Origin of the sequence: Atopomonas sediminilitoris, from assembly GCF_022601735.1 — a bacterium.
GTDB lineage: Bacteria > Pseudomonadota > Gammaproteobacteria > Pseudomonadales > Pseudomonadaceae > Atopomonas > Atopomonas sediminilitoris.
In genome coordinates this window covers 391,447-404,281 of sequence record NZ_JAKUMM010000001.1, presented here as the reverse complement: position 1 = coordinate 404,281, position 12,835 = coordinate 391,447, and the positions used below count along the sequence as shown (strand labels likewise).

The 12,835-nt window shown below is 56.3% G+C and carries 9 protein-coding genes and 1 tRNA gene; 5 read left to right on the top strand and 5 right to left on the bottom strand.

Annotated features, from left to right (window positions below):
- Window positions 1-65: 65 nt before the first annotated feature.
- The 5 genes from clpX to MKI83_RS01905 all read left to right on the top strand — a co-directional run bounded on the left by clpX (window position 66) and on the right by MKI83_RS01905 (window position 6,375).
- Complete coding sequence (clpX, locus tag MKI83_RS01925; RefSeq protein WP_241583012.1) at window positions 66-1,346, top strand: ATP-dependent Clp protease ATP-binding subunit ClpX; 1,281 nt, start codon at window positions 66-68, stop codon at window positions 1,344-1,346.
- A gap of 165 nt (window positions 1,347-1,511) precedes the next feature.
- Entirely contained in the window at window positions 1,512-3,908 is a 2,397-nt protein-coding gene (lon, locus tag MKI83_RS01920) for an endopeptidase La (RefSeq protein ID WP_241583011.1), read from the top strand.
- A 135-nt stretch (window positions 3,909-4,043) separates the two neighbouring features.
- Window positions 4,044-4,316, top strand: coding sequence for a non-specific DNA-binding protein Hbs (gene hbs, locus MKI83_RS01915; RefSeq protein ID WP_071871310.1), 273 nt, complete (start codon window positions 4,044-4,046; stop codon window positions 4,314-4,316).
- Window positions 4,317-4,356: 40 nt separating this feature from the next.
- Window positions 4,357-4,433 (top strand) — tRNA-Asp (locus MKI83_RS01910).
- Window positions 4,434-4,521: 88 nt separating this feature from the next.
- Entirely contained in the window at window positions 4,522-6,375 is a 1,854-nt protein-coding gene (locus tag MKI83_RS01905; RefSeq protein ID WP_241583010.1) for a SurA N-terminal domain-containing protein, read from the top strand.
- A 99-nt stretch (window positions 6,376-6,474) separates the two neighbouring features.
- Here the strand turns inward: MKI83_RS01905 and fabI are convergent, their stop codons facing one another.
- Genes fabI through MKI83_RS01880 form a run of 5 tightly spaced genes read right to left on the bottom strand, consistent with a single transcriptional unit; the run spans window position 6,475 to window position 12,827 of the window.
- Window positions 6,475-7,269: an enoyl-ACP reductase FabI gene (fabI, locus tag MKI83_RS01900; RefSeq protein WP_241583009.1), complete on the bottom strand. Its 795-nt coding sequence runs from the start codon at window positions 7,267-7,269 to the stop codon at window positions 6,475-6,477.
- A gap of 29 nt (window positions 7,270-7,298) precedes the next feature.
- Window positions 7,299-8,897, bottom strand: coding sequence for an ABC transporter ATP-binding protein (locus tag MKI83_RS01895; RefSeq protein WP_241583008.1), 1,599 nt, complete (start codon window positions 8,895-8,897; stop codon window positions 7,299-7,301).
- 3 nt (window positions 8,898-8,900) lie between these two features.
- Entirely contained in the window at window positions 8,901-9,938 is a 1,038-nt protein-coding gene (locus tag MKI83_RS01890; protein WP_241583007.1) for an ABC transporter permease, read from the bottom strand.
- Window positions 9,939-9,941: 3 nt separating this feature from the next.
- A complete protein-coding gene (locus MKI83_RS01885) occupies window positions 9,942-11,015 on the bottom strand; it encodes a microcin C ABC transporter permease YejB (RefSeq protein ID WP_241583006.1) in 1,074 nt (357 codons plus the stop codon).
- Window positions 11,016-12,827: an extracellular solute-binding protein gene (locus MKI83_RS01880; protein WP_241583004.1), complete on the bottom strand. Its 1,812-nt coding sequence runs from the start codon at window positions 12,825-12,827 to the stop codon at window positions 11,016-11,018.
- Window positions 12,828-12,835: the final 8 nt, after the last annotated feature.

Genomic DNA, 12,835 nt, shown 5'->3' with positions numbered 1-12,835 from the left:
GGCTTGAAAATGGCCCGCTTTGCCTTCATCTTGTTTTAGAAGCCTTTTTAGACTGGATTGAGCGAATGAGTAATTCCCGCAACGGCGAGGACAACGGCAAGCTGCTGTACTGTTCCTTCTGTGGCAAGAGTCAGCATGAAGTGCGCAAGCTGATTGCTGGCCCGTCGGTATTTATCTGCGACGAATGCGTTGATTTGTGTAACGACATCATTCGCGAAGAAGTGCAGGAAGCACAGAGTGAGACAGGTAGCCAAAAGCTGCCGGCCCCCAAGGAAATCAGCGGCATTCTTGATCAGTACGTGATTGGTCAGGAGCGCGCGAAAAAGGTGCTGTCCGTGGCGGTGTACAACCACTACAAGCGCCTGAATCAACGCGATAAGAAAGACGATGTCGAGCTTGGCAAGAGCAATATCTTGCTGATCGGTCCAACGGGCTCGGGTAAAACCTTGCTTGCCGAGACCTTGGCGCGCTTGCTCAACGTACCCTTCACCATTGCTGACGCAACCACCCTGACCGAAGCCGGTTATGTGGGTGAGGATGTCGAAAACATCATCCAAAAACTGCTGCAAAAGTGTGACTACGACGTTGAGAAAGCCCAGATGGGTATCGTCTACATCGATGAGATCGATAAGATTTCACGTAAGTCCGATAACCCGTCGATCACCCGCGATGTCTCCGGTGAAGGCGTGCAGCAAGCGCTGCTTAAGCTGATTGAAGGCACGGTTGCTTCGGTGCCGCCGCAAGGTGGTCGTAAGCATCCGCAGCAAGAGTTCTTGCAGGTTGATACGCGCAATATTTTGTTTATCTGCGGTGGTGCGTTTGCTGGCCTTGAAAAGGTTGTGCAGATGCGTTCGACCAAAGGTGGCATCGGCTTTAACGCTGAAGTGCGCAGCAAGGACGAAGGCAAGAAAGTCGGTGACGCGCTACGCGAAGTCGAGCCAGAAGATCTGGTTAAGTTCGGTCTGATTCCAGAGTTCGTGGGTCGTCTGCCTGTGCTGGCAACGCTTGAAGAGTTGGACGAGGAAGCCCTGGTGCAGATCTTGGCTGAGCCCAAGAATGCCCTGACCAAGCAATACGCCCGTCTGTTTGCCATGGAAGACGTCGAGCTTGAGTTCCGCCCTGATGCCTTGGTGGCCATTGCTCATCGTGCCCTGGAGCGTAAGACCGGTGCGCGTGGCTTGCGCTCAATCATGGAGGGCATTTTGCTCGATACCATGTACGAAATTCCGTCCATGGATTCGGTCAGCAAGGTGGTGGTTGATGAGAGCGTGGTCACCGGCGCGTCTAAGCCGCTGTTGATCTATGAGAACAACGAGCCCAGCGCCAAAGCGGCACCTGACGCTTGATCCTATCGGGAGCCGCAAGGCTCCCGATTCGCTTTAACCCCTTTATTTATTAGTGCGCAATCTTCTATGGATGCCGTGCTTTGCCTTGTTTTTTCCCAAGCCTGCCCCCATCTTTGAAGTAAGCCTATGCGCGCCGACGCGCTTCACCGTCGCCCGAGAATGAATATGACTGAAGTAATTACGCTCCCCTTATTGCCCCTGCGCGATGTCGTGGTATTCCCGCACATGGTTATCCCGCTGTTTGTTGGGCGTGATAAATCCATTGCTGCGCTTGAGCAGGCGATGCGCGGCAGTAAACAAATCCTATTGGTCTCGCAGCGCAATCCCGGTGATGACGATCCGGCAGCCGATGGCTTATATGAGATGGGCTGCGTTGCCACTGTGTTGCAATTACTCAAGTTGCCCGATGGCACGGTTAAAGTGCTGGTCGAAGGTGAGTCGCGCGGCGCCATTACTGCGATCACGGAGCAAGATAACTACCTCACGGCCGATGTTGAACTGCTGGTCGAGGCGGAGCTGGATGCGCGTGAAATGGAGGTCTTTGGCCGCAGTTTGCTGAGCCAGTTTGAGCAGTATGTGCAGTTAGGGAAAAAAGTACCGGCTGAAGTGCTGTCTTCACTGCAAAGCATCGAAGAGCCAAGTCGCTTGGTCGATACCATGGCGGCGCATATGCAGCTGAAGCTTGAGCAAAAGCAGCAGATTCTTGAAGTGGTGACACTGCCTGAGCGTGTCGAGCGTGTGCTGGGCTTGCTGGATGCTGAGATTGACTTGCTGCAGGTTGAAAAGCGCATTCGTGGTCGCGTTAAGAAGCAGATGGAGCGCAGTCAGCGCGAGTACTACCTGAATGAGCAAATGAAGGCCATTCAGAAAGAGCTTGGCGACATCGATGAAGGCCACAACGAAATCGATGAGCTAAAAAAGCGCATCGAATCCGCCGGCATGAGCAAAGAAGCCCTGACCAAGGCCATGGCGGAGCTGAATAAGCTCAAGCAAATGTCGCCGATGTCAGCCGAGGCGACTGTCGTACGCTCGTATCTGGACTGGATGCTCAATGTGCCGTGGCAGGCGAAAACCAAAGTCCGCTTGGACTTGGCAAAAGCCGAAGGCATCTTAGAAACCGATCACTTTGGTTTGGAAGACGTCAAAGAGCGCATTCTTGAGTATCTGGCCGTGCAAAAGCGGGTCAAGAAGCTCAAAGGCCCTGTGCTGTGCTTGGTTGGGCCGCCCGGTGTCGGTAAAACCTCGCTGGCCGAGTCGATTGCGCGTTCGACGAATCGTAAGTTCGTGCGCATGGCCTTGGGTGGCGTGCGTGATGAGGCAGAAATTCGCGGTCATCGCCGCACCTACATCGGCTCAATGCCCGGTCGTTTAGTGCAGAAAATGACCAAAGTAGGTGTGCGTAACCCGCTGTTCTTGCTGGATGAGATCGACAAGATGGCCAGCGATATGCGCGGCGATCCAGCCTCGGCGCTGCTTGAGGTGCTCGATCCTGAACAGAATCACACCTTCAATGATCATTACCTTGAGGTCGATTATGACCTGTCCGATGTGATGTTCATCTGTACGTCTAACTCGATGAATATCCCCGGCCCCCTGTTGGACCGCATGGAAGTGATCCGCATCCCCGGTTATACCGAGGATGAGAAGCTCAATATTGCTAAGCGGTACTTATTGCCTAAGCAGCTCAAGGCGAACGGTTTGAAAACGTCTGAGTTGGCACTGGACGATGCAGCTTTGCTGGATGTGGTGCGCTATTACACCCGTGAGGCGGGGGTGCGGAGCCTTGAACGCCAGCTGGCTAAAGTGTGCCGTAAGGTAGTGCGTGAGCAAGCGACCAAGAAGAAATTTAGTTTAACCGTCACTGCGGATGAACTTGAGCACTACTTAGGTGTGCATAAGTTCAAGTACGGCTTGGCCGAGGAGCAAGATCAAATTGGTCAGGTGACCGGCCTTGCTTGGACTCAAGTGGGTGGTGAGTTGCTCACGCTAGAAGCCGCTGTGGTGCCCGGCAAGGGGGCTGTGACTAAAACAGGCTCCTTGGGTGATGTGATGCAAGAATCCATCGTGGCGGCGCTCACAGTGGTCCGTAGCCGTGCGCGCTCGCTGGGTATCGTCGGTGACTTCCACGAAAAGCACGATATCCATATCCACGTCCCTGAGGGGGCTACCCCCAAAGATGGCCCCAGTGCCGGTATTGGCATGTGTACCGCGTTGGTTTCTGCGCTCACAGGAATTCCAGTCAAAGCCGATGTGGCAATGACCGGAGAGATCACCTTGCGCGGTCAGGTACTGGCGATTGGTGGCTTGAAAGAAAAACTGCTAGCGGCACATCGCGGTGGGATCAAGACGATTGTGATTCCAGAGGAAAATCGTCGTGATCTACGCGACATCCCCGATAACATATTGGCCGATCTAACCATTAAGCCGGTGAAATGGATTGACGAGGTCCTGCAAATTGCGCTGCAATACGCCCCGGAACCCTTATCCGAGGCGGCTTCCAGTCTAGTGGCCTCGGACGAGTCGCGTGAACCTGACAGCAAAGATCGCGTCAGCACGCATTAAGCTGGAGGCTTCCTTGACACTGGTTTTTGGCGCTTGTTATAAAGCGGCGCCTATAGTGTCGGTGAGCCACTCAGCCCGAATTGCTTTGACCAGACATTAAAAAACATAACTCCGTACCAAAAAGGGGACATAAGAGTGAACAAGTCGGAACTGATTGATGCTATCGCCGCATCGGCTGATATCCCAAAAGCTGCCGCTGCTCGTGCACTGGACGCTGTAACTGAATCCATCACTGACGCGCTGAAGAAAGGCGAGTCTGTTGTACTGGTGGGCTTTGGTACTTTCGCGGTTAAAGAGCGTGCTGCACGCACTGGCCGTAACCCGCAGACTGGCAACCCGATCGAAATCGCGGCTGCCAAGATTCCGGGCTTCAAGGCCGGTAAAGCTCTGAAAGACGCCGTTAACTAAGCGTCTATCGGACTGGGAGGTGTGATTCGCACCTCTCTGCGCAGCGGTAGTTCAGTCGGTTAGAATACCGGCCTGTCACGCCGGGGGTCGCGGGTTCGAGTCCCGTCCGCTGCGCCACTAATCCCAAAAGGCGCATCCTTAACTGGATGCGCCTTTTTTGTTAAGGCCTGTGCCGCTGGGGTAATCAGCGCACGCTGGGGGAAGCATGCTGCAAAATATTCGCGACAACTCGCAAAGCATGATCTCGAAGGTTGTTATCGGCGCTGTGGTGCTGGTGATGGCGCTCTTCGGGTTCGATGGCATCGTAAGTTTGGCATCCAATAGTCAGGATGCTGCATCGGTTAACGGTCAAGTCATTGCCAAGACTGAACTGGAGCAAGCGGTTGAGCGCCAACGCCGCTCGCTGGCCCAGCAGTTGGGGAATCAATTTGACGAGTCACTGATTGATGACAAGTTGCTGCGCGAGTCGGCCCTGAAGGGGCTGGTTGAGCGCAGTCTGCTGATTCAGGCAGCACAAGACGGCAAGATGGATCTGGCGCCGCAGGCTTTAGATCAGCTGATTCTGCAAGAAAAGGCTTTCCAGCTGGACGGCAAGTTTAATGCCCAGCGCTTTGACCAGTTGATCAGCCAGAGCGGCCTCACGCGGCAAGGTTTCCGCGATTCCATGACCCAAGATGTGCTGCTAAACCAGCTGCGTTTGGGTGTGGGCGCGAGTGATTTTGCAACGGCCGAAGAGGTAGCGGCCTTGGCTGCGCTGGAGCAGCAAAAGCGTGATTTTGCTTTGCACACCATCAAAGCTGATAGCAGCGCGATTAACCCAAGCGATGACGAAGTGGCGGATTACTTCGAAAACCATCAGGTCGAGTTCATGAGCCCTGAGCAGGTGATCGTTGAGTACATCACGCTAAACAAGGCGCATTACTTCGATCAGGTGGAGTTGAGCGAGGAAGCCCTAGAAGCGCTGTACCGCGAGCAAATCGCTAACTTGGGCGAGCAGCGTCGTGCGGCGCACATCCTGATTGAAACCAGTGATGCGGTCAGTGACGAGCAGGCGCAAGCCAAATTGGCGGAGATTAAAGCGCGTTTAGCTAAAGGCGAAGCGTTTGCGGATTTGGCCAAAGAGCTGTCTGATGACAAGGGCTCCGCGGCCGATGGTGGCGACTTGGGCTTTGCTGGCCCTGGCGTGTATGACCCCGAGTTTGAAAAGGCGCTGTTTGCGTTAAAGCCTGAAGCAGTATCTGACGCGGTTAAAACCGAATTTGGCTGGCACTTGATCACTTTGTTGGGTGTGCAAGCCGCCGATGTACCGACCATGGACTCGATGCGCGCGCAGTTGGAGCAAGAACTGAAGAACAGCGAAGTTGAAAAGCTGTTTGTAGAAGGCAGTCGTGAGCTGGAAAGTTTGGCTTTCGAAGCGTCTGATCTGCAGCAGCCGGCGGAAGAGCTGGGCTTGAAGGTGCAGACCAGCGCGGCTTTCGGTCGTAACGGCGGCGAAGGCGTTCTAGCAAACCCGCAAGTAGCACGTGCCGCGTTTAGCGAAGAAGTGCTGCAGGATGCGGCCAACAGCAGCCTGCTGGAGCTGGATGCTGACACTGTGTTGGTGCTGCGCGCTAAAGAGCACCTTAAGCCTAAGCAGCAAGCCTTAGCCGATGTAAGTGCGGCTATTGCCGATCTGCTTAAGCAGCAACAAGCTGCCGATAAAGCAAAAGCCCAAGCGGATACCTTGCTCGCGGCACTGAAAGCAGGCTCTGCGGCTGAGTTGCAGTGGCAGGTGACCAAGGACGGTACACGCATGCAAGAAGGGGTAAACCCGCAAGTGCTGCAGGCGGTCTTCCGTCAACCTAAACCCACCGCGGATCAGCCTGTGTATGCGCAGCTGGCGATGGGTAACGGCGATGTGGTGGTGGTGCGTGTGGATGCGGTGACCACGCCTAAGGCTGAGCTAAATAAAGAAGAGCAGGCGATGTTCCAGCGCTACTTGGCATCACGTAATGGTCAGCAAGCGTTTGAAGCGTATCGCGTGGCACTCAAAGAAAGCGCCGATATCGAAGAGTATTAAAGGTTGTGGCACGGCGGGGCTTAGGCTCCGCCTAGTTAAGACCGGTGAGACACAAAAAAGCCGCTTGAGTGATCAAGCGGCTTTTTTGTTAGCAGTGGCTTATTCCTCTAAACCACCCATGGCGGTGATGTTAAAACCGCCATCGACGTAGGTGATCTCGCCACTCATGCCGGAGGCTAAGTCAGAGCAGAGGAACGCCGCGACATTGCCCACTTCATCAATGGTGACGTTGCGGCGCAGCGGCGTTTGTCGCTCGTTAGCGGCCAGCATCTTGCGGAAGCTCTTAATGCCACTGGCCGCCAGCGTGCGGATTGGGCCGGCGGAGATCGCATTGACGCGGGTGCCTTCTGGGCCAAGACTGGTGGCGAGGTAGCGTACGCCCGCTTCGAGACTGGCTTTAGCCATGCCCATGACGTTGTAGTTGGGCATGGTGCGCTCGGCGCCGAGGTAGGTCAGGGTCAGCAGGCTGCCGTTGCGGCCCTTCATCATGGTGCGGCCAGCACGGGCGAGGGCGACAAAGCTGTAAGCGCTGATGTCGTGCGCGATCTTAAAGCCATCACGGCTGGTCACGTCGGTGAAATCACCATCGAGCTGGTCGCCCGGCGCAAAGCCGACCGAGTGCACGATGCAGTCGAGGCCGTCCCACTTTTGCGCGAGGGCTTCAAACACGGCGGTAATTTCGCCATCGTCGGCCACATCACAGGGGAAGCACAGTTCAGGGCCTGAGCCCCATTCTGCGGCAAAGCCTTCAACACGGCCTTTGAGCTTTTCGTTTTGGTAGGTGAAGGCCAGTTCGGCGCCTTCGCGGTGCATGGCGGCGGCGATGCCGGAGGCAATCGACAATTTGCTGGCTACGCCAACGATCAGAACGCGCTTACCGGTTAAAAAACCCATGGTCATTCCTTCCTTTTGTTTAGGCAGTGCTAGTGGCGAATAAAAGCGGCCTCTAACAACTGCTGGGTATAGGCATGCTGTGGCTCACGGAAAATCCCTGCTGCCTCGCCTTGCTCAACGACTTGGCCTTGGCGCACCACCATCAGTTGATGGCTAAGCGCTTTAACCACGGCCAAATCATGGCTGATGAACAAGTAGGTTAGGTTGTACTTAACCTGCAGTTGGCGGAGTAATTCGACCACCTGTCGCTGCACGGTGCGGTCCAGTGCTGAGGTGGGCTCATCCAGCAGGATAAGCTCAGGCTTAAGCACCAGTGCCCGGGCAATGGCAATACGCTGGCGCTGCCCGCCGGAAAACTCATGCGGGTAGCGATGGCGTGTTTCGGGGTCGAGTCCGACTTCCTTCAGCACATCAATAATCGTCTGTTCACGCTCGGCCGGCGTACCGATACCGTGGATCTCCAAGCCTTCGCCGATAATCTGGCCCACTGACATGCGCGGGCTGAGACTGCCGTACGGGTCCTGGAACACCACCTGCAATTGTCGGCGCAGCGGGCGAATCGCCTGCTGAGACAAGCCTTGCAAGTTATCGCCGTGCAAGCGGATCTGGCCTTCGCTGTTGATCAGGCGCAAAAGCGCCATGCCCAAGGTTGATTTGCCAGAGCCACTTTCGCCAACGATCCCCAAGGTATGCCCACGCGGCAGGCTGAAACTGATGCCGTTGACGGCTTTAACGTGGTCAACGGTGCGTCGCAGGATGCCTTTCTTGATCGGAAACCAGACCTTCAGTTGTTCGGCTTGCAAGATAATCTCGCCCGGCGCATTGCTGGCCGGATCGCCACTGGGGTCGGCTTCAATCAACTCGCGGGTGTACGGATGCTGGGGCGAGGTGAACAGAGCTTCACAATCGTTGGTTTCGACGATCTCACCTTGCTTCATGACACATACGCGGTGCGCAATTCGACGGACCAGATTCAAATCGTGGCTGATCAGCAAAATGGCCATGCCTAAGCGGGCCTGCAAATCCTTCAGCAGGTCGAGGATTTTGAGCTGCACGGTGACGTCCAAGGCGGTGGTCGGCTCGTCGGCAATTAACAGGTCTGGCTCGCAGGCCAGCGCCATGGCAATCACCACACGCTGCCGTTGGCCGCCGGACATCTCGTGCGGGTAAGCGCTCAGGCGTTTGGCCGGCTCTGGCAGGCCGACCAGCTCAAACAGTTCGATGATGCGCTGTTGCGCTGCCTCACCCTTCAGGCCTTTGTGCAGGGCCAGTACTTCAGCCAGCTGCTTGCCGACGCTGTGCAGCGGGTTGAGCGAAGTCATGGGTTCTTGGAACACCATAGACACGCGGTTGCCGCGAATACCGCGCAGGGTGTTTTCGTCGGCGCGAAGCAGGTTTTGCCCGTCGAGTAATACCTCACCCTCAGGGTAGTGGGTGATGGCCTTAGGCAGCAGGCGCAGGATGGAGTTAGCCGACACGGATTTGCCAGAGCCGCTTTCACCCACCAGGGCGAGGGTCTCGCCTTTGCGAATGCTGAAGTTAACGCCGTGAACGACGCGTGAGCGGGTTTGCCCTTGGGTGAATTCAACGGTGAGGTCTTTAATCGTGAGCAGCGCTTGATCCGACATGATTTATTTCCGCGGGTCGAAGGCGTCACGGGCGGCTTCGCCGATGAACACCAAAAGAGTCAGCATGATCGATAGCACCATAAAGGCGCTGATGCCCAGCCACGGCGCTTGCAGGTTGCTCTTGCCTTGCGCGACCAATTCGCCGAGCGACGGTGAGCCTGCGGGCAGGCCAAAGCCTAGGAAGTCCAGCGAGGTGAGGGTGCCGATGGCGCTGGTCAAAATGAAGGGCATAAAGGTGATGGTCGAGACCATGGCGTTGGGCAGAATGTGGCGGAACATGATCGCGCCATTGCCCATGCCCAATGCGCGAGCGGCGCGCACGTATTCAAGATTGCGCCCGCGCAGAAACTCAGCCCGCACCACATCGACCAAGCTCATCCAAGAGAACAGCAGCATGATGCCCAGCAGCCACCAGAAGTTGGGCTGCACAAAGCTGGCCAAGATGATCAGCAGGTACAGCACTGGCAGGCCTGACCAGACTTCTAAAATGCGCTGTCCAACTAAGTCGACCCAGCCGCCGTAAAAGCCCTGCAAGGCCCCAGCAAACACGCCAATGACCGAACTGATTAAGGTCAGCGTGAGGGCGAACAGCACGGAGATGCGAAAGCCATAGATCACGCGGGCGAACACATCGCGGCCTTGATCATCAGTGCCGAGCCAATTGCCGCTGGAGGGCGGCGCAGGCGCCGGTACGGTGAGATCAAAGTTGATGCTGTCGTAACTGAAGGGGATCGGCGGGAATAACATCCAGCCGTCTTTTTCGGCGATCAGTTCGCGGATATACGGGCTCTTATAGTTGGCCTCTAAGGGAAACTCGCCGCCAAAGTCAGTCTCGGCATAGCGCTGGACCACCGGGAAGTACAGGCTACCGTCGTACACCACCAGCAGAGGTTTATCGTTGGCGATGAACTCGGCAAACAGGCTTAAGCCAAACAGCACAAGGAATACCCACAGCGACCAGTAGCCGCGGCGGTTGGCCATAAAGCGCTGTAGGCGGCGTTGGTTGATCGGGTTGAGGCGCGGGAGCAGGCGATGCAGCATGACTTAGCCCTCCCGACTTTCGAAGTCGATGCGCGGATCGACCAAGGTATAGGTGATATCGCCGATCAATTTCACCACCAAACCCAGCAGGGTGAAGATAAACAGCGTGCCGAACACCACGGGATAATCTCGATTCAAGGCAGCCTCAAAGGACAGCAGGCCTAAGCCGTCGAGGGAGAAAATCACCTCAATCAGCAATGAGCCGGTGAAGAACAAACCGACAAAGGCGGCCGGAAAGCCCGCCACGATGATCAGCATGGCGTTGCGGAAGACGTGGCCATACAACACGCCGTTTTCGCTCAAACCTTTAGCGCGCGCGGTGACCACATACTGCTTGTTGATCTCATCCAAAAAGGAGTTCTTGGTCAGCAGGGTTAAGGTGGCAAAGCCGCTGATCGTCAGCGCAGTCACCGGCAGCACTAAGTGCCACAAGTAGTCGAGTAGCTGCTGGCCTAGGCTCATGTCTTCATAATGGTTGCTGGTTAGGCCGCGCAGTGGGAACCAGTCCAAATAACTACCGCCGGCGAACACCACGATCAGCATGATGGCGAGCAAGAAACCGGGAATCGCATAGCCGACGATCACCACGGTGCTGCTCCAGACATCGAACGCGCTGCCATGGTGGACCGCCTTGCGGATGCCCAATGGAATGGAGATCAAGTACGTCAGTAACGTGCTCCAGAGCCCGAGGGAAATGGAGACGGGCATTTTTTCTTTGATCAGATCGATCACTGAGGCATCGCGGAAGAAACTGTCGCCAAAGTCAAAATGCAGATAGTTAACCAGCATGATCCAGAAGCGCTCGCTGGGCGGCTTATCAAAGCCGTACATTTTTTCAATTTCAGCGATCAGCTCAGGGTCTAGGCCTTGTGCGCCACGGTAATTGGAGCCGGCGACCGAGACCTCAGCGCCGCCGCCGGAGATGCGGCTGGTCGCGCCATCAAAGCCTTCGAGCTTGGCGATCATCTGCTCAACGGGGCCACCGGGGGCGGCTTGGATGATGATGAAGTTCAGCAGCAGAATGCCCAGCAGCGTGGGGATAATCAGCAGCACGCGGCGAAAAATATAAGCCAGCATTTATTTGGAGTCCTTGTCGGCAGCGGCTGCCGGAGTGGCTTCTGGGTTTTTCCACCAAGTGAACAGGGCGTAATCCAACGGGGCAGGATTGGCAGGCCGTTGCAGCGGTTGCCAATAGGCCACCCGCCACGTGTTGACGTACCAGTTGGGCACCACGTAGTGGCCCCATTGCAGCACGCGGTCGAGGGCGCGCACATGGTTGACTAGGTTGTCGCGGGTTTCGGCGTTGATTAAGCCGTCCACAAGTGCGTCCACGGCAGGGTCTTTTAGCCCCATAAGATTGCGGCTGCCTGGGTTGTCGGCGCTTGATGAGTGCCAGTATTCGCGCTGCTCATTGCCGGGCGAGCTGGACTGACCAAAGCCTGAAACCACCATGTCAAAGTCGCGTGAACGGAGACGGTTGATGTACTGTGACACGTCGACACGGCGCAGCTGCATATCGATGCCGAGCTCTTTGAGGTTGCGCTTGTAGGGCAATAGCACGCGCTCAAAATCAGTTTGCGCGAGGAGAAACTCGAACACGAAGGGCTGCCCGTCGGCGTTGACCAGTTGATCACCTTCGATGCGCCACCCAGCCTCTTGTAGCAGCTTGAAAGCCGCGCGGCGCTGCTCGCGGATGATGCCGCTGGCATCGGTTTTACTGGGCTGGTAGGCCGCCTCAAATACTTGGCTGGGTAACTGTTTGCGCCAAGGCTCGAGCAGGTATTGCTGTGGACTATCGGGCAGGCCGACGGCCGCCAGCTCAGAGTTGTCAAAGTAGCTGCGCGTGCGGGTGTAAGCACCGTAGAACAACTGGCGATTGGTCCACTCAAAGTCGAATAGCAGGCTTAAAGCTTCGCGCACGCGGCGGTCGGCAAACAGTGGCCGGCGCAGGTTAAACACAAAGCCTTGCATGCCGGCGGGGTTGTGATTTTCTAAGTCTTCTTTGATCAGGCGGCCGTCTTTAAGGGCGGGCGTGTCGTAAGCGGTAGCCCAGTTTTTAGAGCTGGTTTCGAGGTTGAAGTCGAATTGGCCGGCTTTAAAGGCTTCCAGTGCCACGGTGTTGTCGCGGTAGTAGTCCACGTGCACGTGGGCAAAGTTGTAAAAGCCGCGATTAACCGCGAGGTCTTTGCCCCACCAGTCGTTGACCTTGCTGAAGCGCAGTTGGCGGCCGGCCTCGACGTCGCTGACACGATACGGGCCGCTGCCTAGCGGTGCCTCTAAGCTGGTTTTGCTGAAATCGCGCTCGGCCCACCAGTGCGCTGGTAGCACCGGCAGCTGACCGAGAATCATCGGCAGCTCGCGGTTGTTAGCGTGTTTGAAGTCAAAGCGGATCACGCGCTCAGACTCAATGACCGCCGCAGCGACGTCGGCGTAATAGGCTTTATACGCAGGGGCGCCGTGCTGCAAAAGGGCATTAAAGGTGAACTGCACATCGGCGGCGGTAACCGCTTGCCCATCATGAAAGCGGGCTTGCGGGCGCAAGGTAAAACGCACCCACTGGTTGGCCGGGTCTTTTTCGATGCTTTCAGCCAGCAAGCCGTACTCGGTAAACGGCTCGTCCAAGCTATGAAAGGTCAGGGTTTCATAGCTCAGGTTAAGGTAATCGCCGGCGACGCCCTTGCTGATAAAAGGATTAAGGCTGTCAAAACTGCCAAAGCCGGCCAGCCTGAGGGTGCCGCCTTGTGGGGCGTCGGGGTTTACAAAGTCAAAGTGTTTGAATTCGGCGGGGTATTTGGGCGCTTCGTTATACAAGGTAATGGCGTGCTGGCCGGCAGCAAAACTGCTGACGCTGGCCAAACACAGGCTGAGGAACAGGGCGGTACGGCGCATGCGGGTTC